This window comes from Kribbella sp. NPDC051137 (genome assembly GCF_040682535.1).
Classification (GTDB): Bacteria; Actinomycetota; Actinomycetes; order Propionibacteriales; family Kribbellaceae; genus Kribbella; species Kribbella karoonensis.
Genome location: NZ_JBFBBI010000003.1, coordinates 372032 through 396486, shown reverse-complemented (window position 1 = coordinate 396486; position 24455 = coordinate 372032). Strand labels below are relative to the sequence as shown.

General features: G+C 69.6%; 29 protein-coding genes. 17 read left to right on the top strand and 12 right to left on the bottom strand.

What is annotated here, in order from left to right; translation table 11 throughout:
• Positions 1-2: 2 nt before the first annotated feature.
• Positions 3-605 carry a TetR/AcrR family transcriptional regulator gene (locus AB0M51_RS16895; RefSeq protein WP_344193831.1) on the bottom strand — a complete coding sequence of 201 codons (603 nt, stop codon included), beginning with the start codon at positions 603-605 and terminating at the stop codon, positions 3-5.
• 103 nt (positions 606-708) lie between these two features.
• Here AB0M51_RS16895 and AB0M51_RS16890 point away from each other — a divergent pair, with 103 nt between their 5' ends.
• The 6 genes from AB0M51_RS16890 (at position 709) to AB0M51_RS16865 (ending at position 6278) form a co-directional block, all read left to right on the top strand.
• Positions 709-2283: an ABC-F family ATP-binding cassette domain-containing protein gene (locus tag AB0M51_RS16890; protein WP_363749559.1), complete on the top strand. Its 1575-nt coding sequence runs from the start codon at positions 709-711 to the stop codon at positions 2281-2283.
• Positions 2270-3103 carry a virginiamycin B lyase gene (locus AB0M51_RS16885; protein ID WP_363749558.1) on the top strand — a complete coding sequence of 278 codons (834 nt, stop codon included), beginning with the start codon at positions 2270-2272 and terminating at the stop codon, positions 3101-3103. Before AB0M51_RS16890 ends, AB0M51_RS16885 begins: the two co-directional genes overlap by 14 nt.
• A gap of 57 nt (positions 3104-3160) precedes the next feature.
• The gene (locus tag AB0M51_RS16880; RefSeq protein WP_344193825.1) at positions 3161-4063 is read left to right on the top strand and encodes a UbiA family prenyltransferase; all 903 of its coding nucleotides are present in this window, start codon (positions 3161-3163) and stop codon (positions 4061-4063) included.
• Between the two features lie 2 nt (positions 4064-4065).
• On the top strand, positions 4066-5019 hold the full coding sequence (gene pip, locus AB0M51_RS16875) for a prolyl aminopeptidase (RefSeq protein WP_363749557.1): 954 nt from the start codon (positions 4066-4068) through the stop codon (positions 5017-5019).
• Between the two features lie 87 nt (positions 5020-5106).
• Positions 5107-5916, top strand: coding sequence for a phytanoyl-CoA dioxygenase family protein (locus AB0M51_RS16870; RefSeq protein WP_363749556.1), 810 nt, complete (start codon positions 5107-5109; stop codon positions 5914-5916).
• Positions 5917-5942: 26 nt separating this feature from the next.
• Entirely contained in the window at positions 5943-6278 is a 336-nt protein-coding gene (locus AB0M51_RS16865) for a cupin domain-containing protein (RefSeq protein WP_363749555.1), read from the top strand.
• Here AB0M51_RS16865 and AB0M51_RS16860 read toward each other — a convergent pair.
• Both AB0M51_RS16860 and AB0M51_RS16855 read right to left on the bottom strand, forming a co-directional pair.
• A complete protein-coding gene (locus AB0M51_RS16860) occupies positions 6275-6859 on the bottom strand; it encodes a YdeI/OmpD-associated family protein (protein WP_344193817.1) in 585 nt (194 codons plus the stop codon). The genes AB0M51_RS16865 and AB0M51_RS16860 overlap by 4 nt on opposite strands.
• Complete coding sequence (locus tag AB0M51_RS16855; RefSeq protein ID WP_344193814.1) at positions 6856-7821, bottom strand: WYL domain-containing protein; 966 nt, start codon at positions 7819-7821, stop codon at positions 6856-6858. Before AB0M51_RS16855 ends, AB0M51_RS16860 begins: the two co-directional genes overlap by 4 nt.
• A 146-nt stretch (positions 7822-7967) precedes the next feature.
• Between AB0M51_RS16855 and AB0M51_RS16850 the strand changes: the two genes are divergently transcribed.
• The 3 genes from AB0M51_RS16850 (at position 7968) to AB0M51_RS16840 (ending at position 10582) form a co-directional block, all read left to right on the top strand.
• Positions 7968-9107 (top strand): zinc-dependent metalloprotease family protein, encoded by a 1140-nt coding sequence (locus AB0M51_RS16850; RefSeq protein ID WP_363749554.1) that lies wholly within the window; start codon positions 7968-7970, stop codon positions 9105-9107.
• Positions 9108-9343: 236 nt separating this feature from the next.
• Positions 9344-9640 (top strand): hypothetical protein, encoded by a 297-nt coding sequence (locus AB0M51_RS16845; protein ID WP_363749553.1) that lies wholly within the window; start codon positions 9344-9346, stop codon positions 9638-9640.
• Positions 9641-9649: 9 nt separating this feature from the next.
• On the top strand, positions 9650-10582 hold the full coding sequence (locus tag AB0M51_RS16840; RefSeq protein ID WP_363749552.1) for an AraC family transcriptional regulator: 933 nt from the start codon (positions 9650-9652) through the stop codon (positions 10580-10582).
• A gap of 57 nt (positions 10583-10639) precedes the next feature.
• Here AB0M51_RS16840 and AB0M51_RS16835 read toward each other — a convergent pair whose 3' ends face one another.
• The 4 genes from AB0M51_RS16835 to AB0M51_RS16820 all read right to left on the bottom strand — a co-directional run bounded on the left by AB0M51_RS16835 (position 10640) and on the right by AB0M51_RS16820 (position 14380).
• On the bottom strand, positions 10640-11329 hold the full coding sequence (locus AB0M51_RS16835) for a dienelactone hydrolase family protein (RefSeq protein WP_363749551.1): 690 nt from the start codon (positions 11327-11329) through the stop codon (positions 10640-10642).
• Between the two features lie 15 nt (positions 11330-11344).
• On the bottom strand, positions 11345-13288 hold the full coding sequence (locus AB0M51_RS16830) for a hypothetical protein (RefSeq protein ID WP_363749550.1): 1944 nt from the start codon (positions 13286-13288) through the stop codon (positions 11345-11347).
• Positions 13289-13397: 109 nt separating this feature from the next.
• The gene (locus AB0M51_RS16825) at positions 13398-13778 is read right to left on the bottom strand and encodes a TIGR03618 family F420-dependent PPOX class oxidoreductase (protein ID WP_363749549.1); all 381 of its coding nucleotides are present in this window, start codon (positions 13776-13778) and stop codon (positions 13398-13400) included.
• 11 nt (positions 13779-13789) lie between these two features.
• Positions 13790-14380, bottom strand: a complete 591-nt coding sequence (locus AB0M51_RS16820; protein WP_363749548.1) for a dihydrofolate reductase family protein — start codon at positions 14378-14380, stop codon at positions 13790-13792.
• Between the two features lie 86 nt (positions 14381-14466).
• On the opposite strand from AB0M51_RS16820, the gene AB0M51_RS16815 reads away from it, so the two are divergent.
• Positions 14467-14928: a helix-turn-helix domain-containing protein gene (locus AB0M51_RS16815; RefSeq protein ID WP_344193799.1), complete on the top strand. Its 462-nt coding sequence runs from the start codon at positions 14467-14469 to the stop codon at positions 14926-14928.
• Here AB0M51_RS16815 and AB0M51_RS16810 read toward each other — a convergent pair.
• Positions 14909-15733 carry a phosphotransferase gene (locus tag AB0M51_RS16810; RefSeq protein WP_363749547.1) on the bottom strand — a complete coding sequence of 275 codons (825 nt, stop codon included), beginning with the start codon at positions 15731-15733 and terminating at the stop codon, positions 14909-14911. The two genes, AB0M51_RS16815 and AB0M51_RS16810, sit on opposite strands and share 20 nt — an antisense overlap.
• Positions 15734-15745: 12 nt before the next feature.
• Positions 15746-16960, bottom strand: a complete 1215-nt coding sequence (locus AB0M51_RS16805) for an MFS transporter (RefSeq protein WP_344193795.1) — start codon at positions 16958-16960, stop codon at positions 15746-15748.
• A gap of 91 nt (positions 16961-17051) precedes the next feature.
• Here AB0M51_RS16805 and AB0M51_RS16800 point away from each other — a divergent pair, with 91 nt between their 5' ends.
• From AB0M51_RS16800 to AB0M51_RS16780, 5 genes are all read left to right on the top strand, one after another.
• Positions 17052-17942 (top strand): LysR family transcriptional regulator, encoded by an 891-nt coding sequence (locus tag AB0M51_RS16800; RefSeq protein ID WP_363749546.1) that lies wholly within the window; start codon positions 17052-17054, stop codon positions 17940-17942.
• Between the two features lie 122 nt (positions 17943-18064).
• Positions 18065-19141, top strand: a complete 1077-nt coding sequence (ugpC, locus tag AB0M51_RS16795; RefSeq protein WP_344193789.1) for a sn-glycerol-3-phosphate ABC transporter ATP-binding protein UgpC — start codon at positions 18065-18067, stop codon at positions 19139-19141.
• Between the two features lie 40 nt (positions 19142-19181).
• A complete protein-coding gene (locus AB0M51_RS16790; protein WP_344193787.1) occupies positions 19182-19616 on the top strand; it encodes a protein-tyrosine phosphatase family protein in 435 nt (144 codons plus the stop codon).
• A gap of 21 nt (positions 19617-19637) precedes the next feature.
• Positions 19638-20033 carry a RidA family protein gene (locus AB0M51_RS16785; protein ID WP_344193785.1) on the top strand — a complete coding sequence of 132 codons (396 nt, stop codon included), beginning with the start codon at positions 19638-19640 and terminating at the stop codon, positions 20031-20033.
• On the top strand, positions 20030-20572 hold the full coding sequence (locus tag AB0M51_RS16780) for a GrpB family protein (RefSeq protein ID WP_344193782.1): 543 nt from the start codon (positions 20030-20032) through the stop codon (positions 20570-20572). The genes AB0M51_RS16785 and AB0M51_RS16780 overlap by 4 nt, the downstream gene beginning before the upstream one ends.
• On the opposite strand, the gene AB0M51_RS16775 is transcribed toward AB0M51_RS16780, so the two are convergent.
• A complete protein-coding gene (locus tag AB0M51_RS16775; protein ID WP_363749545.1) occupies positions 20520-21776 on the bottom strand; it encodes an FAD-binding oxidoreductase in 1257 nt (418 codons plus the stop codon). The genes AB0M51_RS16780 and AB0M51_RS16775 overlap by 53 nt on opposite strands.
• Before the next feature lie 57 nt (positions 21777-21833).
• Between AB0M51_RS16775 and AB0M51_RS16770 the strand changes: the two genes are divergently transcribed.
• Positions 21834-22841: a WYL domain-containing protein gene (locus AB0M51_RS16770; protein WP_363749544.1), complete on the top strand. Its 1008-nt coding sequence runs from the start codon at positions 21834-21836 to the stop codon at positions 22839-22841.
• Here the strand turns inward: AB0M51_RS16770 and AB0M51_RS16765 are convergent.
• Positions 22791-23192 carry a hypothetical protein gene (locus AB0M51_RS16765; RefSeq protein WP_363749543.1) on the bottom strand — a complete coding sequence of 134 codons (402 nt, stop codon included), beginning with the start codon at positions 23190-23192 and terminating at the stop codon, positions 22791-22793. The genes AB0M51_RS16770 and AB0M51_RS16765 overlap by 51 nt on opposite strands.
• The gene (locus AB0M51_RS16760; protein ID WP_344193774.1) at positions 23189-23686 is read right to left on the bottom strand and encodes a hypothetical protein; all 498 of its coding nucleotides are present in this window, start codon (positions 23684-23686) and stop codon (positions 23189-23191) included. Before AB0M51_RS16760 ends, AB0M51_RS16765 begins: the two co-directional genes overlap by 4 nt.
• Before the next feature lie 81 nt (positions 23687-23767).
• Between AB0M51_RS16760 and AB0M51_RS16755 the strand changes: the two genes are divergently transcribed.
• Positions 23768-24400: a MerR family transcriptional regulator gene (locus AB0M51_RS16755; RefSeq protein ID WP_363749542.1), complete on the top strand. Its 633-nt coding sequence runs from the start codon at positions 23768-23770 to the stop codon at positions 24398-24400.
• The last annotated feature ends 55 nt before the right edge of the window (positions 24401-24455 follow it).

The following is a 24455-nucleotide window of genomic DNA, read 5'->3' as shown; positions in this document are numbered from 1 at the left end:
CGTCACGGTAGGTCGGCGGCACGCGCGGCCGCAAAGGCTTTTGCGGCGATCCGGGCGTGGTGGTCCGCCTGCGCGCGGGACATCGGCTGCCGGAGCAGGACCAGTTGGTGGTAGACCGGACCGGTCGCGGTGAGCAGCAGTTGGTGGGCGTCCACGCCGGCCGGGAGTTCGCCGCGGTCGACCGCCCGGGCGACCAGAACGGCGGTGCGCCGGTAGCGGTCGTCCCAGAAGCGGGTGAGCGCCTCGGCGGCTTCCGGCGTACGGAACGAGGCCGCGATCACTGCCTGGGTGACCGACGGGCGGGCGGTCAGCGCGGCCTGGACCTCGCGGTTGACGGCGATCAGGTCACCCTCCAGCGAGCCGGTGTCGGCCGGCTCCCAGGCGTCGTCGGCGCCGGCTTCGAGCAGGTCGACGAGCAGGCCGGACACGCTCTTCCAGCGCCGGTAGAGCGTCGTGCGATGGACGCCGGAGCGTACGGCGACCGCGTCGATCGTGAGCCCGTCGTACCCGTGCTCGGCCAGCTCGGCCTCCACCGCTGCGAGTACCTCGGAGCGCACCCGGGCGGTCCGTCCACCCGGCCTGCTTGCGCGAACACCATCGGTCATGCAATCATCTTAACGCAACAGTCGTCGCATTTAGGGAGTAGCCAGTGATCTTCTGACCCGCCGTTCGCCAACCACGAACCCGCGAGAGGTCAGGAGGATCCTCATGTCTACCCAGCTGTCCCTGCACGACATCACCAAGTCCTACGACCACCACCTGGTGCTCGATCGGATCAGTTGCGCCTTCCCACCGGGACAGGTCAGCGGCCTGATCGGCGAGAACGGCTCCGGCAAGTCGACGCTGCTGCGGATCCTGGCCGGTCTCGAGCCGGCCACCGACGGTACGGCGACCGTTGCCGGCAGCATCGGCTTCCTCGCCCAGGACAACCCGCTGCCGCTCGATCTCGACGTACGGGCGCTGGCCGACCACGCCCTCGCCGACCTGCGCCGGATCGAGGCCCGTCTCCGCGAGCTCGAGGACCAGTTGGCTCAGGGACACGATATTCTGGTCGAGTACGGCGAACTGCAGACGGCCTTCGAGCTCCGCGAAGGGTACGACGCGGACGCCCGGTTCGCCCGCGCGACGTACGGGCTGGGGCTGTCCACGGTGCCCGGTGATCGCCGGCTGTCCGAGCTGTCCGGCGGCGAGCTCGCCCGGCTGAACCTCGCCGCCGTACTCGCGTCGTCCCCGGAGATCCTGCTGCTCGACGAGCCGACCAACCATCTGGACGTCTCGGCCGCCGCCTGGCTGGAGGATCACCTCCGGTCCCGGCGCGGTACGACGGTGGTCGTCTCACACGATCGCGCCTTCCTGGAGCGGGTCGCGTCGACGCTGTTCGAGGTGGACGGCGACACACACCGGATGACGCGGTACGGCAACGGCTTCCAGGGCTACCTGCAGGAGAAGGCGGCCGAACGGGCGCGGCTCGAACAGGCCCGTCAGCAGTGGGAGGACGACGTCGCGGAGCTGCGGGTGCTCGTCCGGACCACCGCCGACCGGGTCGCGTACGGGCGACCGATGAAGGACAACAACAAGGTCGCGTACGACCGCGCGACGGGCCGCGTCAACGAGGCCGAGCGGAGCAAGATCCGGAACGCGAAGGAGCGCCTGCGCCGGTTGGAGGAGGACCCGGCGCCGGTCCCGGCGAAGCCGCTCCGGTTCAACGGCTCGATCCGTACGACGGGCGCCGCAGCCGGCCTGGATGCGGTGGGCGTCGCGGTCTCCGGACGGCTGCGGCCGCTGTCACTCGACGTACCGGCAGGTGGCCGGGCGCTGATCACCGGGCCGAACGGTGCGGGCAAGTCGACGTTCCTCGACGTGCTCGCGGGCGTGCTCCAGCCGGACTCCGGGTACGTCGAGCGCCGCGGGCGGATCGGGTATCTCCAGCAGGACGCGGAGGAGCCGCGGCCCGGCGACACGTTGCGTCAGGCCCTGGCCCGGCATCCGGGCGCGGCCGGGCTCGGGCTGTTCCGGCAGGAGCAGCTGCAGACCCGGGTCGGCGCGTTGTCCACAGGCCAGCGACGACGTCTTGCCCTGGCCCGCGTACTCACCACGCCGTACGACGTCCTGCTGCTGGACGAGCCGACGAACCACTTGTCGCTCGTGCTGGTGGAAGAACTGGAGGCAGCGCTGGACCGCTACCCCGGCACGCTCGTGGTCGTCAGCCACGACCGCCGCTTCGTGTCCCGTTGGCGCGGAACCTTGATCGATCTGGAGGAGAAGACTTATGCCACTCAGTGAACACGCGGTCGACGGAGCGCCGTACGGCGTGGTCTCGGCAGGTGGTGAGGTGTGGACGACGCTCGTCGACACCGGGCAGATCGCCACCGTGTCCGGCCGGGTCTTCGACCTGGAGGCGCCCGGGTCGCGGCCGAGTGTGATCGTCGACGGGCCGGACGACGCGGTCTGGTTCACGCGCAACGGCGACGACCGGGTCGGGCGGATCGGCTACGACGGCGCGGTGTCGTCGGTGCAGGTCGCGGGTGCTCCGTACGGGCTGTGTGTCGGCCCGGACGGCGCGTTGTGGTGCACGTTGATGAGCAGCGAGGCGATCGGCCGGATCACCGCGGACGGCGAGGTCACGACGTACCCGATCGGCACGACGGGGGCGTTCCCGGCGATGATCACGACGTACGCCGGGGACCTCTGGTTCACGCTCAACCAGGCGAACGCGATCGGGCGGATGACCGTGGCCGGGGAGGTGACCACCTATCCCCTGCCGACCGGCGGCGCCGGGCCGGTCGGGATCAGCGCGGGACCGGCAGGCGTCTGGTTCACCGAACTGCTCGCGGACCGGGTGGGCCGGATCGGCGCCGACGGGACGATCGAGGAGTTCGCGCTGCCGGCCGGGTCGAAGCCGCACGCGGTGGCGGCGACAGCGGACGGGTGCTGGGTCACCCTGTGGGCGGCGTCGGCACTGGCACATCTCGATGCCAAGGGCAACATCACCGAGCGGGTGCAGTTCGATGCGGGCGCCGAGCCGCACGGGCTGTGCGCCGACGGCTCGGTGTGGGTCGCACTGGAGAAGGGTTCCGTGGCTCACATCGAGCCGCGCGGGTGAGGAGGTTCACCCTGTGGAGGGAGGACGGGACGCACCGCGGGGGTGGACAGTGGTGAGGTGCGCACGGACGTGCAGGTACGAGGCCCGCGGGTCCGTGACGTGGTCGCGGTCGGCCGGCCGGCGTTCTGGATGGTGTCGATCGTCCCTTACTACACAGGGATCCTGCTCGCCACGCACCGGCTGATCCCGCCGGTCGAGGAGTGGCCGCGGCTGATCGTCGGCGCGGTCGTGATGGGTCCGCTGGTGTGGCTCGCCGTACTGGCGGTGAACGACGCGTACGACCTGCCGAGTGATCGGCTCAATCCGCGGAAGGCCAGGTCGCCGCTGCTCGACGGGCGGGTCACGCTCCGGGCGGCGTTGCGACTGGCCTTCGCGGCGGCGGTCGCGGCGGTCGGGCTGAGCCTGCTGGTCGGGGTCGTGTTCGCGCTGGGCGTGCTGCTCGCCGTACTGCTCGGGTACGCGTACTCCGTCCCGCCCGTCCGGTTGAAGACGCGGGCCGGCTTCGACGTCGCCGTGAACGCCCTTGCCCTCGGCGCCTTCGGACCCCTCGCCGGCTGGGCCGCGATCAACCCGGATCTGAGCGACTTCCCGTGGCTGATGGGCCTGCAGGGCACCCTCGCCGCCGTCGGCCTCTACCTCCCCACGACCCTGGCCGACCTCGACGCGGACCGCGCCGCCGGCTACCACACGATCGCGGTCCGCTTCGGCGCCCGCACGACGTACCGCTTCGGCTACGCCGCCTGGATCGCCGCCGCCACGCTCTCGGTCGTCCTCGCCGCCACCGGCACGATCATCCCCCGCAGCATGCTCCCCCTCGAGCTGGTGATGGTCCCGGTCCTGGTCGCGGCGTACCCCAAACTCATTGGCCCGCACCAGTCCTTCAAAGGCATCATCGTCCTGGCCGCCCTCTTCCTGCTCCCCTGCGCCGCCTTCGCCCTCACTTACACCGGAGTCCTCTGAGCATGTATCCCGAGATCGAGCCCTACGACCGCGGCCTGCTCGATGTCGGCGACGGACATCGCGTGTACTGGGAGGTCTGCGGCAACCCGCACGGCAAACCGGCGCTCGTCGTGCACGGCGGACCGGGCTCCGGGGCCGGTGCCTGGTGGCGGCGGTACTTCGATCCCGCGAAATACCGGGTTGTACTCGTCGACCAGCGCAACTGCGGACGCAGTACGCCGGACGCGGCCGAGCCCGAGGTGGATCTGCGGACGAACACCACCGCGTACCTGATCGCGGACTTCGAGCAACTGCGGAGGATGCTCGGGATCGAGCGGTGGTTGCTGCTGGGGGCGTCCTGGGGCGCGACGCTCGGGCTCGCGTACGCCGAGCAGCACCCGGAGGCGATCTCGGAGGTCGTGCTGTTCAGCGTCACGAACACCACCCGGCGTGAGGTGGAGTGGATCACCCGCGAGATGGGCCGGATCTTTCCCGAGGAATGGGCCCGGTTCCGGGACGGCGTACCGGAGGAGGATCGGGACGGGAATCTCGCACTCGCGTACAGCCGCCTGCTGCACGATCCGGACCCGGCCGTCCGGGAGCAGGCCGCCAAGGACTGGTGCGCCTGGGAGGACACCCACGTGCGTACCCACCCTGGCTGGCGACCGGACCCGAGGTACGACGATCCGGTACTGCGGCTGCGATTTGCGCGTCTGGTGACGCACTACTGGGGCCATGCGGCCTGGCTGGACGAGGGCGTGCTGGTGCGCGACGCCGGCAAGCTCGCGGGGATTCCGGGCGTACTGATCCACGGGCGGCTCGACATCAGCAGCCCGGCGGACATCGCGTGGCGGATGGCGCAGGCGTGGCCGGGCGCGGAGTTGCACCTGGTCGAGCAGGAGGGACACGGTGCGGGTGGACGATCCACGCAGGAGTTGATCCTCGAGGCGCTGGAGCGTTTCGCTTTACGGTCCTGACCGGTTTTGCACGTGCACCTGCACGTAGGGCAAAGATTTGATCACTGATCTTTACAGGCGTCAAAGGTCCGGGAACTCTTGACTCCCATGACTCTGACCCGCCCGGAGCTGGAGACCGACTACATCCTCAGCCGGTCCGACATCAGACACTTCGCCGAGCACGGATTCGTGAAGCTGAAGAATGTGCTCAGCGCCGAGACGATCGCCGAGTACGAGCCGGAGATCACCGGCAAGGTGATCGAGCTGAACACCCAGCACCTGCCGCTCGAGGAGCGGGACACCTACGGGAAGGCGTTCCTGCAGGTGTCGAACCTCTGGCAGGACAGTGAGCGGGTGCTGGAGTTCGTCTCATCGCCGCGGCTCGCCCGGATCGCGGCGCAGCTGCTCGGGGTTCAGTCGGTGCGGCTGTACCACGACCAGGCGCTCTACAAGGAGTCCGGCGGCGGCGTCACCCCGTGGCACGCGGACCAGTACTACTGGCCGTTCACGACCGACCGGTGCGTGACGATCTGGGCACCGCTGCAGGACACCCCGATGGAGATGGGGCCGCTGTCCTTCGCGGCCGGCAGCCAGACGTTCGAGTTCGGGCGCGACCTGCCGATCAGCGACGAGTCCGAGCGTGTCCTGCAGCAGGCGCTCGCCGAACAGAACTTCACCGAGGTCTCGGAGCCGTACGAACTCGGCGAGGTCAGCTACCACCTCGGCTGGACCTTCCATCACGCGCCGCCGAACACCACCGACATCCCGCGCCGGGTGATGACGGTCATCTACGTCGATGCCGCGATGGAGATCGCCGAACCGGTGAACGCGAACCAGGTCGCCGACCTGGCCACCTGGATGCCCGGCAACCAGCCCGGCGAGACCATCTCGTCCCCGCTGAACCCGGTTCTCTACTGAGCTCTGTACCTATTAGTATGTACGGCATGACCGAAGCGATCAGCCGTGTCGTCGTCCTGGACCAGCAGCTGCCGGCAGCACTCCCGGTGCAGCGCGTCGAGGTACGGCGAATCACCATCGAGCCGCACACCGCGGTCGGCGCGCACGTCCACAACGGGCCCGTGTTCGGGAACATCGTGTCCGGGTCGGCGATCTACCAGCAGGGCGACGGCGACGAGCCGCAGGTCCTGCACGCCGGCGACGTGTTCTACGAGCCGGCCGTCGACCGGATCACGCGATTCGACACCGCGGACGAGGGCGTCACGTTCATCGCGTACTTCCCGCTCGTCGAGGGCCAGGAGGCGAGGCTCGACCCGGTCTAGAGAGTGCGCTTCTGCGGGTAGACGGTCTCACCGCGGGCGAGTTGCCCGACGTACTGCGCGATGCGTTTCGCCCTGGTCTCGGGGCGTTTCGCATCGTTCACGCGATAGATCACCGCGAACCGGTTGGCGCTGGTGAGGATCTCGAACATCGCCAGGGCCCGCGGTTCCGCGGCCAGCGCCGCCGCGAGGTCGTCGGGGACCTGGCGGGCACTCGCGCCGTCGTACGCCTTGTCCCACCGGCCGTCGGCCTTGGCGCGCTCGACCTCGGCCCGACCGGCGGTGTGCATCCGCCCTTCCTGTTCGAGCCGCGCGATCAGATCGACGTTCCGCTTCGACCACATGCTGCGGGTGCGGCGCGGCGTGTACAGCTGGATGAACGTCTGCTCATCGCGACCGCGGCGTTGCCCGTCGATCCACCCATGACACAACGCCTCTTCGAGCGCCTCGTCGTACGTCAGGCTCGTCGGCGTCGTCACGTTCTTCTTCGCCAGCACGAGCCAGACGCCGTCCGGCTCTCGATGATTCTTCCGCAGCCAGTCGCGCCAGGCCGTTGCGTCCGCGACGATCAGTTCCGTACTCACGACGATGCCTCCCGGTAACGAGCCGCGAGCTGGATCGCGGCGTCCTTCAACTCCTGCGGGCCGACGAACTCCAGCTCGCACTCGAACATCCCGAACGTCGCGGCCAGCCCGGTCCACGACCAACCGGTCAGCGCGAGCCGGCAACTCGTCGGCGAGAGCTCCTCGACCATCGCGCCGTACCCGGCCCACTGTGCGATGTCCGACGCCTTCGCCTGCAGGATCGCCTCGCCCCGGCACGGATTCTTGTCCTGCCCGCGGAACCGGCTGGAGATGAACGTCGCGACGTCCGGCGCGGGCAGCTCGCGCGGCGTGAACCGCGGACCGGTCGGCGTCTTCGGCGTCATCCGGTCGACCCGGAACGTCCGCCAGTCCCGGCGGTCCAGGTCCCAGCCGACCAGGTACCAGCGCCCGCCCCACGTGACCAGGTGGTGCGGTTCCACCTTCCGCGGCGGCGCCCACTCCCCCTCCGGCACACCGGGCGCGGCGTAGTCGAACCGCAGTACCTCGCGCGCGCGGACCGCCGTCCCGATCGCGATCAGCTGGTCCGAGTCCACCGTCGTACGGCGGTGTGCGTACCGGTCGACGGTGGTGACCTGGAGGGCATCGACGCGCTGCCGCAACCGCGCAGGCATCACCTGACGAACCGTAGCCAGTGCCCGCAGCGCGCCCTCCTCGATCCCGGTGACCGTGGTCGTTGCCGTCTGCAACGCGACCGCGACCGCGATCGCCTGGTCGTCGTCGAACAGCAGCGGCGGCAGCTCGGCGCCGGCGTCCAGGCGGTACCCGCCGTCGGGGCCCTTGATCGCCCGGACCGGGTAGCCGAGGTCGCGCAGCCGATCGACGTCCCGGCGTACCGTCCGCGGGCTCACTTCGAGCCGCGAGGCGAGCAGGGCACCCGGCCAGTCACGCCGCGCCTGCAGCAGCGACAGCAGCGCGAGGAGGCGGGCGGAGGTTTCGGCCATGCAGTCAGACTGCCACGGGTAGCGGTCAGATCCTGTCCGCTTCCGGCAGCTGACCCAAATGAGCCACTGTCGTCGCTGCGCCGTTCTCATCAAGGGATATCACCTACGGTAGCGCAGAGATCACCCACCGCCCCGAAGGAGATCTGATGAGGCCCCGCCCCGCCTTGTTCGCCGTGCTGACCTCGCTCGCGGTCGCTGCCCTCGCCGGTTCACACGCCGCCGCGGCACCGGTCACCGACACCACCGTGGTGGCCGCGACCGACACCGACGGCGACTCGCTGCCCGACGCCTGGGAGACCAACGGGTACGACGCGAACGGCGACGGTGTCGTGGACGTCGACCTGCCCGCGATGGGCGCGAACCCGAAGAAGAAGGACCTGTTCGTCGAGATGGACTACATGTCCGGCCGGCTCGCCAGTACGGCAGCCCTGGACCGGATCGTGCAGGTCTTCTCGACCGCTCCGGTGAGCAACCCGGACGGCAGCACCGGCATCACGATCCACCTCGACGCGGGCGCCGCGCGCGGGACGAAGTACGACCTGGGCGGCGGCAACGAGGTCGCGTACGACGACGACCTGAACCCGTCGGCCACCCAGACGAACGCGCTCAAGGCGGCGAACTTCGCGACCGCACGGAAAGCCGTCTTCCATTACATGCTCTGGGGCGACAGCTACGACGGCGGCTGCAGCAGCGGGCAGGCCTTCAACATCCCGAACGACACGTTCATCGTCACGGTCGGACAGAAGTGCAACTGGAACGCGACCGACGACACCAACGTCGGCACGTTCGTCCACGAACTCGGGCACAACCTCGGGCTGCAGCACGGCGGCGCCGACGGGCTGAACTACAAGCCGAACTACCTGAGCGTGATGAACTACTCCTTCCAGCTCGGCGGCGTACTCAAGTCCGACGGCACCAAGTACTGGGGCTATTCGAACGTCCAGCCGACGTCGATCAACGAGGCGCGCCCCGACGAGACGGCCGGCCTCGGCAGCCTCGGCGCCGGGTACCGAACGAGCTGGAAGTGCCCCGACGGCAAGACCCGGACCACGACCGGCGCCGCGAACCAGCCGATCGACTGGAACTGCGACGGCGACACCTCCGACACCACAACGGCCGCGGACATCAACGGCGACAAGACCACGTCGGTGCTGATCGCGCAGAACAACTGGGCGAACCTCGTCTTCGGCGGCGGCGCGGTCGGCGGCGGCACCGAACCGCGGACGAAGACCCCTGCGTCCGAGCTGCGCGAACTCACCCACGAAGAGGCACTCGCCCTCCGCTGAACACGATCCGCCTCCCCGCACTTCAGGTGGGCGGGGAGGCGGACCGCCAGCACTACACAACTGGCCGGTGCACGGTAGGCGTGAGCGTGCGGGGCCCGGAACGCTGCGGTTATTGAGTGCTGGGCGTCCGCGAATCACCACACTCCGGTCTTGGCGGTCTCCCGTGCCCAGGCGGTGAAGTCGCGGGCCGGGCGACCGAGGACGCGTTCGACGCCGTCCGACACGTACTCCGAGCGGTGGTTGCGGATCACCGTGAACAGGTCGCGGATCGCCTCGGCGTCCTCCGGTGGCAGACCACCTGCCCGGCGTACGACTCGTCGAGCAGCGCAGTGGTCATCACGTCGCCGACGTCGGTGTCGATCCACGTCTCGCCGCCGTTCCCCGCGGACAACCGGATCTGCCCGGCGAGTACGTCGTACCGCAGGAAGTCCTCGCTGAACCCCTGCGCGAACCAGGCCGGCTGCGCGATCGTCCACTCCAGATCGCTCGCCGCGCGCGTCGAGCCGGGCCGCGACGGCCGGCCCCTGTTCTAGGCTCAGCTTATGGACGTGCTCGACGAACTGCTCACCGGGACGCGGGCGCAGGACGGGGTGTTCAACCTGACCATCCTGGATCTGCCGTGGGCGCTGGAGATCCGCGACGAGGCACCGCTGGCGCTCGCGACGATCGTCCGCGGCTCGGGCTGGCTGACCCGCGCCGGGATCGAGCCGCAGCGGATGGAGCAGGGTGACGTCGCGATCGTCACCGGCCCGGAGCCGTACGTCGTCGGCGACACCATCTCGGCCACGCCGGTGCTCCGGATCCACCCCGGCGGCGTCTGCGAACGGTTGCCTGGGGCACCGATCGACTACTCGGCGCAGCTCGGGGTACGGACGTTCGGCGGGCGCAAGTCCGGCGAGATCATGGTTGCCAGCGGCACCTATTCGGTCGCGGGCGACGTCAGCCGGCGACTCGTGACCGCGCTGCCGCCGGTGCTCGTCGTACCGGCGGCGGAAGTGGCGGGGGCGGTGATGGACATGATCACCACCGAGATCCAGCGCGATGTGCCGGGTCAGCAGACGGTGCTCGACCGGTGGCTCGACCTGGCGTTGATCACCACGTTGCGGGCCTGGTTCGCGCGGCCGGAGTCGCAGGCGCCCGGGTGGTACCAGGCGCAGACGGATCCGGTGGCGGGTGCGGCGTTGCACGTGCTGCACGAGGATCCGGCGCATCCGTGGACCGTGACCGAGCTCGCCGACCGGGTCGGGGTGTCGCGCGCGTCGCTCGCCCGGCGCTTCACCGCCGTCGTCGGGGAGGCCCCGATGAGCTATCTGACCGGCTGGCGCATCACGCTTGCCGCCGACCAACTGCGTTCTACCCGCGACACCGTCGAGACGATCGCCCGCCGCGTCGGCTACGCGAACGCGTTCGCGTTGAGCGTCGCCTTCAAACGCGTTCGCGGCATCACCCCGACCGATCATCGCCGAGCGGCGTGAAGGTCTCCGGCAGCTGCGGTCGGCTGGGTGAGCTGGGTCGGGAGGTTGAAACTGCGCTCAGGCGAGCGTCGACTTCATGAACGCGAGCGCCTGCGGCCACGCCAGGCGGAACGCGTCCGCGTTCACGTCCTTGCCGTGCCGCGACTTGTCCGAGAACCCGTGGTCCGCGCCCGGGAAGTACTGCGCGAACGTCGCACCGGCGGTCCGTGCCTGGAGCACGGTCTGCAACGTCTCGAAGTCCGCGTTCGGTACGGCGGCGTCCGCGCTCGGGTAGCTCACCAGCACCGGCGCGGTGATCCCGGCCGCCTCGGCGATCGCGTCGTACGTGTGGTGCGGCGGCCGGTCCGACGGCACGGTCGGGTGGAACGCGACGACGTTCGCCACCCGCTGGTCCCGCGCCCCGAGCAGGAACGCGAACCGCCCACCCAGGCACCACCCGATCACGCCGACCTTGTCGCACCCCAGCTCGCCGAACATGTAGTCCAGCAAGGCGGACTGCTCCGCCAGCGCGGCGTCGTCGTCCATCTCCCGCAACATCCCGCTGAGCTCCTCGCGGGTGGCGTTGTCCGTGCTCCGCCCCTTGAACGGATCCCATGACAACGCCGTGATCCCCTCACCGGCCAGCTCGTCGGCCCACTCCCGGATCTGCTCGCCGATCCCTGTGATCATCGGCAGCATCAGCATCCCGGCCCGCCCGACCCGCGCCAGATACGCGTCCTGCTCCCCAACCGCCACAGTCACACCCATGCGGCAGATCCTAGATCAGCTGACCTTCACCGTGAGGATGCTCGACAGCCCGGCGGCGTGCTGCTTGGTCGCGGGACGGTAGACCCGGACGTACCAGGTGCCGGCGCTCGGGAAGGCGTAGCCGAAACGGGTGATGCGGGTGGTAGGGACGGCAACGGTCTTCGCCGAGGTCCACTTGGTCGCCCCCACCTTGCGAACCTGGAGAATCGCGGACGCTCCGGCGTCGTACGGATTTGCCAAAGCCTCGTACGCGACCGCACGTCCGTGGACAGCCGTCCGAGGTGCGACCCGCCAACTGACGACCGCGCTCGAGACCGCACCGATCGGGCGGGTGATCAGCGTCTCGCCCGGAACGCTCGAGGCCAGCACGGCCCGGCACGCGCCGTTGACGGCGCTGACGAACGGGATCGACGCGACGCCGCCGGTCACGGTCTTCGCCGAGCCGAGCGTCACCCAGCGCGTGGTCCCGACCGCCTGCCGCTGCAGGTAGACGGTGACACCGGCCGGAGCGGCGGACCAGGTGTTCAGACTGCGCATGTCCTGTACGACGACCTTCGCGGCACTGCGTCCGCCGTACGGCACGGCAGGTGCGGAGACCGTGGCACGACGAGCGGCGTACACCGTCGCGGGGACCGGGATGTTCCTGACATAGCCGTCGGACGTGTGCAGGTAGAAGGTGAACGTGTTCGCGCCCGCCGACCGAGGCGTCACGGCCGCGGACGTCCGGAGGTTGGGCAGGACGTGCACGGTCGAGCACCAGTCGCCGACGGTGACACCGGTGGCGCCTGGCCCTGCGAGGCCGACCACGCAACTGTCGAACGGCGCGCTCGTCGGCGGATCGGCGCGGAAGGCAACGGTCGACGTACGACCGACCACCAACGTCGGCGCGGTCACGCCGGCGCTGAAGTCCGTCACGGTGATCGTCGTCGCGGCCGGCTTGCCGATCAGCCGGCCGGCGGTGTCGAGCAGGCTCAGCGAGATCTGGTGGGTGCCGAGGGTGAGCTGCGGCTCGCCCATGACGAACTGAACGTTCTGCCACGACGTGGCCGGGTCCTGCCAGTTCACCGTCTTCCACGTCGGCGTCACGGACACCGCCCGGTCGACACCGTCAACAGTCAGCCGCACCGTTCCCGGCTTGCTCCCACTGACCAGCGGACCGGTGATCTTGAGGTTGCCGCTGACGTGCGCCGGACTGACCAGCGAACCGGTGCCGGTGTCGAACAGCACCGGGTCCTTGTGGTTCACCCGGACGAACAGGTGCTGACCGGAGCCGTAGAAGCCGGCCGCGTTCCGGGCCTTCGCCTGCAGTTCGTACGGGCCGTCGGGGACCGACGCGAAGTCCAGGTCGATCATCGCGTCGTGCTCGATGCCTCGCGCGACGTCGAACGGCGCCGACGCGGTCAGCACCGCGTCTCCGGACGCGATGTCGATCAGCCGCACCTCCGCGACGTCGTCGCTCGGGTAGTCCGACGTCACCCGGAACGCTCCGGTGGTGTCGACGACAGCCTCACTGAACAGTTGGCCGTCGCGTACGTGCTGCAGGTCGGAGATCTTCTCCGGGGTGTCGAAGTGGACGTCACCGCCGCCGTACGTCTGGACACCGGACCCCGTTGTCAGCTTCGCCGACACCATGTAATCCCCGAACACCGGCCCCGGGTGGGCCCAGTCGCCGACATGCAACGGCACCGTCACCTGACAGCCGGCGTCACAGGTCCCCGCGGGGATGTCCACCGAGCCGGTGACGTCGTACCCGATCGATACGTCCACCCGGCCGGATGGCTCACCGCCCAGATCGACCGACATCTGCACGGGCACGTCACCGAGCGGGATGGTGCTTCCGATCACCGGGCTGTCGACCGTGACCGACGGCGTACCGTCCGCGGCGTACGCCGACAACGCTCCACCGCTCGCCAGAGCCGCCACCGCCACGGCCGCGATGAAACGCCTGACCACACGCATGCGATCTCCCCAGAACTCCGACAGCGAGTTCCGGACGACTCGCGGTTCGCCTGGATATCGTCCCCGGAGCCCGGACGTTACGCCGATCTTCCTTGGCGCGCGTCAACGCTCAAATGCCAACGGTCTCGTGTTCCGCCTCGATGACGCCGATGACTCGGTCCAGGTCGCGGGAGTACGGCTGGCCGAGGTACTTCATCGCGATCTGATCGACCAGTGCCCAGCCCTCGTCGCCGTCGATCCACTGGACGACGCGGCCGCGGACGATGACCGGCTCGTACGGGTTGTCGACCGGGGCGAGCGAGAGCGCGACGCGCGGGTCGCGCCGAAGGTTGCGGGCCTTCTGGGAGTCCGGGCCGGTGAGGAAGATGATCTTGTCGTCGAGGGTGCTGACCCAGAGCGGGATCGAGTGCGGCGAGCCGTCCGGCAGAACGGTGGCCAGGTGGGCGATCGAGTTGCTCTCGACGGCGGCACGTACGGCGGGCTTCAACATGTCGGGCTCCTTCAGCGAACGATCTCGTAGTGCAGGTGGGTGACGCCGGGCGCGGGGACTGCCTCGACGAGGTTCAGGCGGATGTGGTCGGGCAGTTCCTGGAAGAACGGGCGGCCGCCGCCGAGCAGGACCGGGACCTGGTGCAGGATCAGCTCGTCGACCAGCCCGGCCCGCAACGCGGGGGTCACCACGCCGCCGCCCATCAGGCCGACGCCCTTCCCGCCGGCCAGCTCACGCGCGGCGGCGACCGCGTCCTCGACGGTGTGCGCGAGGGTCTGCCGCTCGCTGATCTCCGCGACCGGCCCGTGGCTCAGCACGACCAGCGACGCGTTCGGGTGCGGGCTGTTGCCGCCGAAGTGGCCGGAGTCGTCGTACGTCTTGTGCCCGGCGATCACCGCTCCGACCCTGGTGGCGGCCGTGTCGAACACCCGGGCGCTGGGCGCGCTGAGCTTGAAGCCGTCGAAGGCCTGGCTCGGGGTGTCGCCGTCGAAGTACCAGTCGAACAGCATCGGCGCGTCGCCGAGGCCGTGGTCCGGGCCGGAGCCGCGGCCGCTGATGTATCCGTCGACCGAGACCGCCAGTGCGGCGAAGACCTTGCTCATCGTGGTGCCCTTCCGTTCGGGGTTCCTTGAAGGAACGCTAACACGTCGGAGTTCCCTAAGGGAACCCCAAGCGCTAGACTGATGCCATGCAGCGAACGGACTTCAGTGAGATGGCGTGCTCGATCGCGCGCACGCTGGACGTGATCGGCGAGCCCTGGTCGCCGCTGATCCTGCGCGACATCTGGGTCGGCCTCGCGCGGTTCGAGCAACTCCAGGCGGACCTCGGGATCTCCCGCAAGGTACTCACCGAGCGACTGAACCACCTGGTCGACCGCGAGGTGATCGAGCGCCGGCCGTACGACGCACGCCCGCGCTACGAGTACGTCCTGACGGACCGCGGCCGCGAACTGGTCGACGTACTGATGGTGATGGTTGCCTGGGGCGACAAATGGCTGGCCGGTACGGCGGGCCCGCCGGTGCTGTACCGGCACCACGCGTGCGGCGAGATCAGCCATGTCGACCTGGCTTGCGCCCACTGCGGCAAGCCGATGCACGCGGACGACGTCGAGGTGCTCCCGGGCCCCGGCGCTACGCGCAGTACCGCCTGAAAATCTCCAGGTTGCTGTCCACCCGGGCGATCCGGTCGAAGCCCCAGGTGTCGACGCCGGGCCGGTCCACCTCGGTCATCACTCGCGCCGCGAGATCTCGCAGCCCACGGGCGAGCAGCGCGAACTCCAGGTGGTCGGGGTCCAGGCCGTCGGCGCCGTACGCGTCCAGGAACTCCACGAGCGGTTCGCCGTCGGCCGCGACCCACAGGTCGTACTCGCGGGGCCCGATCACCGCGCTCTCCCAGTCGAGGATCGCCGCCACCTCGCCGTCGGCGCCGATCAGCACGTTCAGCCCGTGGAAGTCGGTATGGCACACGACCTCCGGCACCGGCTTCAGCCGCGTCCGTACGTCGTCCAGCCGCGCGATCGCCGCCCGCACCAGGTCGGCGCGATCCGCGATCCACGGGTGCCGCAGGTACCGCACCAGGTTGTGGATGTGCGGCTCACTCACGTCCGCGGGCGGAAGCGTGACCTGCCGCGGCGCCTCGTGTACCTGGCGCAACGCCCGCGCCACCGCCCGCCAGTCCTCCCACGTCGCCGTACGCCCCGCTACATAAGGGAAAACGGCGTACGCGCGGGAACCGCTCCGCGCGGACAGCTCGCCGTCGACGGTCCGCAGCGGCTCGACGACCGGAAGTCCGAGCCCGTGCAACTCCTCCAACTGCGTCAGGCCGAGCGGCTCCGCGCCGTCCTTCCACCGCTTCACGAACCAGCGACGGTCCGCCACCCAGCCCTCGGTGGCGAACCCGCCGGAGTGCGGCACGAGGTCGGCGACGGTCAGCCTGTAGTCGCGTAGCAGATCCATTCCCGCATCAGATCACTTCTTCTGCGCGGCAAGCATCCGTAATACGGCGGCGTTGACCAGCACCAGGATCAGCGCGGAGAACAGCAGCAGCGCGACCTGGGCCGGGAGCAGTGCGATACCGAGGCCGATCGCGAGCACCGGGATCGCGAGTCCGGCGTACGCGATCAGGAACAGTGCCGCGAGCACCTCGCCGCGCGACGACGGGTCCGCGAGCGCGGCGGCGGTGGCGACCGCCCCGCGGAACACCAGGCCGACGCCGGCGCCCGCGACGACCCCGCCGACGACGAAGAGCCAGAGGTTCGGCACCAGTCCACCGACCGCGACGCCGACCAGGCCGACGCTCATCGCAACCAGCCCGAGCCGCAACTGTCGCGGCCGCGACATCCGCACGAACACGACCTGGCTGCCCGCACCCGCGATGAAGACCGCGAACGTGACCACCCCGGCCAGCAACCGCGACGTGTGATGCAGGACCCCGGCCAGGAACGTCGGAGCCAGCGACGTGAACAGGCCGAAGATCGCGAACGCCCCGAACGCCCCGATCGCGGACGCGAAGAACAAGGCGCGTGCCGACGACGGCAACGCGACCCGCTGCGGCCGGTACGCCGGACGCTCCTCCAGTCGCTCCACGGTCTCCGGGACCAACGCGATCCCGACCGCACTGAGCAGCAGCAACACCAGGAAGATCTCGTACGGGCGCTGCAGCGGCGCGTCGACGTACTCCGCCAGCAGACCGCCCACGAGCGGACCGAGCGCCAGGCCGCCGAGGTTCACCGTGCTCGAGATCAGCGCGGACCGGCTCGGGTCCTCCCCCGGCCGAGCGATCTGCCGCAGCTCGGACAGGTGCGCGGTGGCGGTCGCGGTCAGTACGCCGACGCCGACGCCGCAGATGAACCGCGCGACCAGGAGCCCCGGGACGGCCGGCCAGCTCAGGAAGATCGCCGCGGACAGCGCCTCCGCGAGGACGGCGAGCAGCGCGACCCGGCGCCGCCCGAGCCAGTCGCTGACATGACCCGCCAGGTACAGCGAGGCCATCACGCCGACCGCGTAGCTGGCGAAGATCACCGTGATCACGTACGTCGGGAACCCGTCGCGGTGCTGGTAGATCGCATAGAGCGGAGTCGGGATCGTCGAGAAGGCCATCGTGGTGAGGAAGGCCGCCGCGATCACCCAGAACCCCGGAGCATGAGCGAGCCGGATCCGTACGCCGGCCCGCGAAGTCGTCATGGTGGACATGTTTCCAGGCTGCCGCGCCGAATCTATCGAGTCCAACGAAAGTTCTTGCACGCTCTTATCGGCGTCGCCGATAATTCTGCGTGTGGACAGCCGGCAGTTGGAGTACTTCGTCGCGGTCGCCGAGGAACTGAGCTTCACCCGCGCCGCACAGCGGATGTTCACCGTCCAGTCCACGGTGTCGGCCGCCGTCCGGGCACTGGAGACCGATCTGAAGACCACGCTCTTCGACCGCTCCACGCGCCGGGTGGTGCTGTCGACCACCGGGCAGGCGTTGCTGCCCGAGGCGAAGGCCGCGCTGGAGGCACTGGACCGGGCCCGCGCCGTGGTCGAGGAAGCCTCCACCGGCCTGCGCGGCAACCTCCGGATCGGCACGCTCGCCCGGCTCAGCCTGGTGAACATGGCGGAGCTGCTCGGCGCCTTCCACCGCACGTACCCGCTGGTCGAGGTGCAGGTCGCCACCTCGCCGACCGGGTCCACCGGTCTCGCGGACGACGTACGGCACGGCCGGCTCGACGTCGCGCTGCTCGGCCTGCCGAAGCCGGAACTCAGCGGGCTCGACGTCCGCGAGATCGCGACCGTCGACTTCGTCGCACTGCTGCCCGCCGGGCACCCCCTCGCGCGGCGGGAGGCACTGCGGCTCGAGGACCTCGCGGTCGAGCGGTTCGTCGACATGCCGGGCGGCTTCGGGAACCGGAAAATGGTCGACCGGGCGTTCGAGGCGATCGGGCACCCGCGGCGGATCCAGGTCGAGGTCCCCGAACTGACCGCGATTCCGGACTACGTCCGGGCCGGGCTCGGGGTCGCGGTCGTGCCCGAGCCGGAGCTGACCGGGGAGCCCGGCGTCGCGAAGATCCCGCTGATGGGCGTCGACCTGACCTGGACGTTGTCCGTCGCCACCCTCGCCGGACGTCCGCCCAGCCGCGCGGTGACAGCCCTGCTCGAGCTCGTCGGCCCGGACGGCCGATACTTCTAGACCTTGCTTCACCTGGGAATGTAAGTCGGCGAACGACGGTTGCAGCAAACAGACACCCAGACCTGGGGGCCTTTGCTACGGATCGTCCGGCACGTTCCTGCCGGCGAAGGAGAGGAAGCGACATGGCAACTGTGTCGTTCAAGGGAGCCACCCGGGTGTACCCGGGCACCGACATCCCCGCGGTGGACAAGCTGGACCTGGACATCGAGGACGGCGAGTTCATGGTGCTCGTCGGCCCGTCGGGTTCCGGCAAGTCGACGGCGCTGCGGATGCTGGCCGGGCTCGAAGAAGTGAACGAGGGAGCGATCTTCATCGGCGACCGGGACGTGACCAACGCCCCGCCGAAGGAACGGGACATCGCGATGGTGTTCCAGAACTATGCGCTGTATCCGCACATGTCGGTGGCCGACAACATGGGTTTCGCCCTGAAGATGCAGGGCATCCACAAGGACGAGCGCGCCAAGCGCGTGCAGGAAGCGGCCAAGCTGCTCGGTCTGGAGGAGTACCTCGACCGCAAGCCGAAGGCGCTGTCCGGCGGTCAGCGTCAGCGCGTCGCGATGGGACGGGCGATCGTCCGTGACCCGCAGGTCTTCCTGATGGACGAGCCGCTGTCGAACCTGGACGCCAAGCTGCGGGTTCAGACCCGCACGCAGATCGCCGAGCTGCAGCACCGGCTCGGCGTCACCACCGTCTACGTCACCCACGACCAGGTCGAGGCCATGACCATGGGCGACCGCGTGGCCGTGCTGAAGGACGGCGTACTGCAGCAGGTGGACACCCCGCTGAACCTGTACGACCGGCCGCGGAACAAGTTCGTCGCGGGCTTCATCGGTTCGCCGGCGATGAACCTGATCACCGCGGAGATCACCGACGGCGGCGCGCTGATCGGCGACTTCCTGGTCCCGATCTCCCGGGAGCTGCTGGCGAAGGCCGGTGACGACAAGACCCTGACGATCGGCGTCCGCCCGGAGGCGCTGCACCTGGCTGACAAGGGCCTGCCGGTGAGGGTCTCGGTGATCGAGGAGCTCGGCTCGGACGCGTTCCTGTACGGTTCCGCCGACCACGCCGAGAACCAGCAGATCATCGCCCGGATCGGCACCCGGCTCCACAACGACACGGGCACCGAGGTCTACCTGGCCCCGGACCCGGAGAAGTTGCACCTGTTCTCCACCTCGACCGAGGAGCGCCTCGTAGTCTGATCGATCCCCACCCGCCTTCCTGCTTTTGTATTTTGGTCCTGTGGGCCTTTGGGAGAAGCAGGCACCAGGAGTGATGGAGCTGCCGTCGGGTCGGCTCGTCCGCGGACGCGGTTTGCGGCACGGCCCGGCGGCAGCGCCGTTCCCGACGTACGGCGTGTATCTGCTCGGCAAGGAACCGCCGGACGTGCCCTGGGAGGCGCACTGGGTGCAGTGGCCCGACTTCCGGCTGCCCGTCGATCGTCCACAGGCGTTGGCCGCGTTCCGCGAGGCCTTGGAACGGACCGCGACCGGGCGGGTCGAGATGGTCTGCAGCGGCGGCCGCGGCCGGACCGGCACGGCGCTTGCGTGCCTCGCCGTACTGGACGGTGTGCCGGCTGATCAGGCGGTGGACTACGTGCGGCAGCACTACGACAAGCACGCGGTGGAGACGCCGTGGCAGAAGCGGTACGTGCAAAATCTGTTGACCGGGGCGTGAGGGATCGCGTTGGGTCGAGGTGTGACGATCGAGCGAAGCAACCCCGAGGGGCTGCATGCGACGCCTGGGTATCACCACGTGACGCGGGTCCAGGCGGACACCATGGTGTTCCTGGCCGGTCAGTGCCCGTTGCAGCCGTCCGGCGAGCTGGCTCCGGGCGGTCTCGAAGGGCAGACCGCGCAGGTGATCACGAACATCCTGACCGCGTTGAAGGCCGTCGGCGCGACGCCTGACCAGATCGTCCGTACGGTGATCTACGTCGCCAGCTCCGAGCGGGACGACCTGAGCACGGTGTGGACCCAGCTGAACGAGTCGGCCCTCGGGCCGGCATTCACGACCGCGAGCACGCTGCTCGGCGTCGCCCAGCTCGGGTTCCCGGGGCAGCTCGTCGAGGTCGACGTCACCGCGGCTCTGTGATCGTCCCCGCCGAGGTCGTGGACTACGACCCGCGCTGGCCGTTGTGGTTCGCGGAGATCCGCGGGCGGCTGACGCCGTACCTGGCCGAGGTCCCGCACCGGATCGAACACGTCGGCAGTACCGCCGTACCGGGGCTGGCGGCGAAACCGATCATCGACGTGGACGTCGTCGTTCCGTCCGCCGACCTGGTCCCGACCGCGATCGCGCGACTGGCCGCGGCCGGGTACGTCCACGAGGGCGACCAGGGGATCGCCGGTCGCGAGGCCTTCGCGCTGCCGCCCGATGCGGTGCATTACCATCATCTGTACGTCGTTGTCGGCGGCAACAAGGCACACCGGGACCACGTGCTGCTCCGCGATCATCTGCGCGCGGACGCCGCCGACCGGGAGCGGTACGCCGCCCGCAAACGCGAGCTGGCGCACCTGCTCACCACCGACCGCAGTGCTTATGTCACCGGCAAGGGCGCCTTGGTCGAGGAGATGATCGCTAGAGCTGGTGGTTCGCCCACAGGCGGCGATCCGGGTCGTACCGGCGCCTGAGCTCGACGAGCCGGGCGTAGTCGTCGTACGCCTCGGCGACCTCTTCGGGCGTTAGCTTGGCAAAGGTGAAGTTGAGGGCGCGGCCAATAGTGGCCTCCCGCCACGGCTCGAGTACGTCGCTCGCGGCTTCGCCGGTGCCCGGGGTGAGCACTGTCAGTGAATAGGCCGCCTCGCGGTGCCCGACGGAGTTCGGGATCTCGGGTCGGCGGGCGAGCGCACCACCGAGGTGCCGGATGCCGATCACGTGCATCCGCGGCGCGTCCGGTCCCGGCAGCGTCTTCAGGGCGTCGAGATCGGTCAGCAAGGCGTTGAGCGAGGTGTAGGCGTCGGGGCGCTCCGGCTCGGCGAAGACCTGCCCGGAATCGACGTACGGCAGCTCACCGACCGTGTCCAGCACGGGCGTCCCGATCGCTTTGAGCGGTGCGATCAGCTCCGCGCCGCGGTCGCCGAGGATCGCGAGCTGGATCTGGCCGATGTACTTCCCGCGCAGCGGCGCCGGCACCTGCGGGATGTCCGGGATCGGCAGGATCGCGATCGCCGACGTCACCTCCTCCGGCACCGTCCGGGTCCACTCCCGCCACACCTCGGGCACCTCCGGGTACTCGACGAGGTCGAAGTACAGACTGCCGCCGAAGATCGTCGGCACCTCGAACAGGTCGACCTCGATCCCGGTCACGACCCCGAAGTTCCCGCCGCCGCCCCGGAGCGCCCAGAACAGATCCGGGTCGTCCTCCGCGTTCCGCCGTACGCCGTCCGTGGTCACCACCTCGATCCGCCGGACGTGGTCCGCGGCGTACCCGAACCGCCGGGCCATAAGGCCCAGTCCCCCGCCGAGCGTGTACGAGATCGCGCCGACGCCGGGCGCGCTGCCGGACAGCGGCGCCAGCCCGTACGGCGCGGTCGCTGCCAGCACGTCCCGCCAGGTCGCGCCCGCTTCGATCCAGGCGGTCCTGTTCCCGGCGTCGACGGTCACGCCGTGGAAGCCGGCGGTCGCGATCAGCACGCCGCCGTCGATCCCCTCGATCACCCCGTGCCCCGCCGCCTGCACGGCGATCCGCAAGTCGTTGCCGATCGCGTACCGGACCGCTTCCTGCACCTCGTCCGTACTCGTGACCGGGAAGATGACCGCCGGGCGGTGCGGGTCCCGCCGCTGGAACCCGAGCCGCGCCTCGTCGTACCCGGTGCTTGTCGTCGTCAGCATCATGAAGATCACGCTAGAAGCCCTTGCGGACACATCTTGTCCGCAAGGGATCATGGGCTCATGAGAGACCTGCCCGGCCGTCTCCTTCGGCTGTTGTCGCTGCTGCAGAGTCGGCGCGAATGGTCCGGCCGGGAGCTGGCCGACCGTCTCGGCGTCACCGAACGCACCGTACGGCGCGACGTCGAGCGGCTGCGCGCCCTCGACTACCCGGTGGCCGGCACGACCGGGACCGCGGGCGGCTACCGCCTCGGCTCCGGGACGCACCTCCCGCCGCTGCAACTGGACGACGACGAGGCCATCGCGGTCGCGGTGAGTCTGGTCGGCGCGGCCGGCGGCGGGGTGAGCGGGATGGCGGACAGTTCGATGAGCGCGCTCGCCAAGCTGGAACAGGTGCTGCCCGCGCGGCTGCGCCCACAGCTCGCGGCGGTCGGGTCGGCCGCGGAGGCGATCCCGCGGCCCGGTCTCCCGCAGGTCGATCCGGGCGTGCTCGCCGTCCTCGCCCGCTGCTGCCGGAACCACGAGATCGTTGCCTTCGACTACGCCGGGCGCAGCCGGGAGCCGACGCGCCGGCGGGTGGAGCCGCATCAGTTGCTGACGTTGGCCTGGCGATGGTACCTGCTCGCGTTCGACCCGGATCGGGACGACTGGCGGACGTTCCGCGTCGACCGGATCTCCTCGGCGGCTTCGGTCCTGCACCGGTTCACGCCGCGGGTGGTGGACGGGCCGACGTACCTGGTGGAGTCGTTGACGTCGGCGCAGTACCAGTACAGCGTCGAGGTGACCGTCGAGGCAGCGGCCGCCGAGGTCACCTCGACGTTCGAAGGCGTGGTCCGCGGCATCGTGACACCGGTCGGCGACTCGTCCTGCAAGGTCCGCTTCAGCGCCGACACCCCCGGCATGCTCCTCACCCAGGTGGCCGCCCTGGCCGCGCTCGGCCCGCTCACCGTCGAGCACGCGACCCCGGAGACCGCCGCACTGATCAGTGGAGTCGGCGAACGCCTGGCGCGAGCCTTTGCGCTAGGCAACGATCAGGCCGACTCCGAGGGTGACGACGCCGAGCGCGAGTGATGCCGCGCCGAGCCAGAGGATCCAGAGGAACTGGTTCGGCGCGGTCCGGTCCTTGCCGGCCGACGAGGCGAAGAATCCGCCGGACATCAGGATCGCCGCGACCGGGACTGCGAGCCGCGCGATCCACAACCAGAACCCGCTCAGCCCGGTCTGGTCGACGTACAGCAGGCCGACCAGGCTGAGGATCACGAGCACGCCGGCGTGCGCATGGCCCGCGCGAGCGAAGGACTTCTGGAAATCGGTCATCGGCACCTGGCCGCGGACGATCCGGGTCATGAAGTAGCCCCCGAACTGGATCGTGACGATCGTGAGCAGGACGGCGCCGGCGATGGTGCGGGATACGTCGGTCATGCGAACACGCGCTCCTTGACTGGTGTGGTCGTGGTGGCCGACCGCGCAACCCAGAGCGCGACGGCGAGGTAGAGAAGCTGTTCGGGGATGCGCTGCCACAGCGGTGTCGCCGCGCCGCCCGCGAACGGTACGTGCGCCACCGCGGCGTGGATGTTGGCCGGCAGCAGCGCGACGAACAACGCAGCCAGGGCGTAACCGGCCGGCTTGCGGGTTGCGGTGACCACCAGTCCGGCGGCGCCGAGCAGTTCGAGTACGCCGGTGAGGTAGACGAGCGCGCCGGCGTACGGGAGGAACGGCGGGACCATCCGGACCATGTCGGCGTGATTGGGCATCACCGTCACGCTCGCCGGAACGAAGTGCGCGCTTGCGGTGAGCACCAGCATCACGGCCATTGCGTGCGCGGCCGCGGCCGGCCAGGTCGCGAACCGGCGGACGCCGAGCGCACCCAGCGCCCGGAAGCCGACGGCACCCAGGATCAGTACGAGCGGGATCATCCGCCTCACTCCTTATGGATAGTCCAGGTATCCGCTTATGGATACTGATACTATCCATGACAGTCACGAGGAAGGCAAGCGATGCGAATCGGGGAACTCAGCAAGGCGACCGACGTCCCGGTGCCGACGATCAAGTACTACCTGCGCGAAGGCCTGCTGCCGGCCGGAGAACTCAGCAGCCCGAACCAGGCGTCGTACGGCGACACGCACGTCCGGCGGCTGCGCCTGATCCGCGCTCTGGTCGAACTGGCAGGGGTACCAGTGGCCACCGTGAAGGAGATCCTCGAGTCACTCGACGCGGACACCGAGCCGCTGCACGAACAGATCGGGCGCGCGCACCGCGCACTCACCCCGACCCGCCGACTGTCCGCGACCGACGAGGCCCGCGACGCCGCGACCGCCCAGGTCACCAAGCTGATCCACGACCGCGGCTGGACCGTCGAACCTTCGGCACCCGCACTGGCGACCTTGATCGACACCGTCGCAGCGTTCCGCGCCCTCGGACAGGAGAACCTGATCGCCCACCTGGACGCCTACGCCGACTCCGTCGAGCGCTTCACCCGCTTCGAGATCGACGCCGTGACCGCGAACCCGACCCGCGATCAGCTCGCCGAATCGGTGGTCATCGGCACCATCCTCGGCGAGACGCTGATCGCCTCCCTCCGACTACTCGCGCAGGAGTCGATCTCGGCCGACCGCTGGAGGAACCGCTAGCTGCCGGGCATTTATGTACCCTTGTAGGTACGTAACCAATTGGGTACATTGAACG

Excerpts from the sequence above, each read along its gene's own strand:
- AB0M51_RS16760 (WP_344193774.1), bottom strand. The coding sequence starts at position 23,686 with ATGATCCCGCTCGTACTGATCCTGGGTGCCGTCGGCTTCCGGGCGCTG.
- ugpC (WP_344193789.1), top strand. The coding sequence starts at position 18,065 with ATGGCAACTGTGTCGTTCAAGGGAGCCACCCGGGTGTACCCGGGCACC.
- AB0M51_RS16755 (WP_363749542.1), top strand. The coding sequence starts at position 23,768 with ATGCGAATCGGGGAACTCAGCAAGGCGACCGACGTCCCGGTGCCGACG.
- AB0M51_RS16895 (WP_344193831.1), bottom strand. The coding sequence starts at position 605 with ATGACCGATGGTGTTCGCGCAAGCAGGCCGGGTGGACGGACCGCCCGG.
- AB0M51_RS16815 (WP_344193799.1), top strand. The coding sequence starts at position 14,467 with ATGCAGCGAACGGACTTCAGTGAGATGGCGTGCTCGATCGCGCGCACG.
- AB0M51_RS16825 (WP_363749549.1), bottom strand. The coding sequence starts at position 13,778 with ATGTTGAAGCCCGCCGTACGTGCCGCCGTCGAGAGCAACTCGATCGCC.
- AB0M51_RS16765 (WP_363749543.1), bottom strand. The coding sequence starts at position 23,192 with ATGACCGACGTATCCCGCACCATCGCCGGCGCCGTCCTGCTCACGATC.
- AB0M51_RS16805 (WP_344193795.1), bottom strand. The coding sequence starts at position 16,960 with ATGACGACTTCGCGGGCCGGCGTACGGATCCGGCTCGCTCATGCTCCG.
- AB0M51_RS16850 (WP_363749554.1), top strand. The coding sequence starts at position 7,968 with ATGAGGCCCCGCCCCGCCTTGTTCGCCGTGCTGACCTCGCTCGCGGTC.
- AB0M51_RS16855 (WP_344193814.1), bottom strand. The coding sequence starts at position 7,821 with ATGGCCGAAACCTCCGCCCGCCTCCTCGCGCTGCTGTCGCTGCTGCAG.
- AB0M51_RS16840 (WP_363749552.1), top strand. The coding sequence starts at position 9,650 with ATGGACGTGCTCGACGAACTGCTCACCGGGACGCGGGCGCAGGACGGG.
- AB0M51_RS16835 (WP_363749551.1), bottom strand. The coding sequence starts at position 11,329 with ATGGGTGTGACTGTGGCGGTTGGGGAGCAGGACGCGTATCTGGCGCGG.
- AB0M51_RS16870 (WP_363749556.1), top strand. The coding sequence starts at position 5,107 with ATGACTCTGACCCGCCCGGAGCTGGAGACCGACTACATCCTCAGCCGG.
- AB0M51_RS16830 (WP_363749550.1), bottom strand. The coding sequence starts at position 13,288 with ATGCGTGTGGTCAGGCGTTTCATCGCGGCCGTGGCGGTGGCGGCTCTG.
- AB0M51_RS16820 (WP_363749548.1), bottom strand. The coding sequence starts at position 14,380 with ATGAGCAAGGTCTTCGCCGCACTGGCGGTCTCGGTCGACGGATACATC.
- AB0M51_RS16890 (WP_363749559.1), top strand. The coding sequence starts at position 709 with ATGTCTACCCAGCTGTCCCTGCACGACATCACCAAGTCCTACGACCAC.
- pip (WP_363749557.1), top strand. The coding sequence starts at position 4,066 with ATGTATCCCGAGATCGAGCCCTACGACCGCGGCCTGCTCGATGTCGGC.
- AB0M51_RS16770 (WP_363749544.1), top strand. The coding sequence starts at position 21,834 with ATGAGAGACCTGCCCGGCCGTCTCCTTCGGCTGTTGTCGCTGCTGCAG.
- AB0M51_RS16810 (WP_363749547.1), bottom strand. The coding sequence starts at position 15,733 with ATGGATCTGCTACGCGACTACAGGCTGACCGTCGCCGACCTCGTGCCG.
- AB0M51_RS16775 (WP_363749545.1), bottom strand. The coding sequence starts at position 21,776 with ATGATGCTGACGACGACAAGCACCGGGTACGACGAGGCGCGGCTCGGG.
- AB0M51_RS16865 (WP_363749555.1), top strand. The coding sequence starts at position 5,943 with ATGACCGAAGCGATCAGCCGTGTCGTCGTCCTGGACCAGCAGCTGCCG.
- AB0M51_RS16885 (WP_363749558.1), top strand. The coding sequence starts at position 2,270 with ATGCCACTCAGTGAACACGCGGTCGACGGAGCGCCGTACGGCGTGGTC.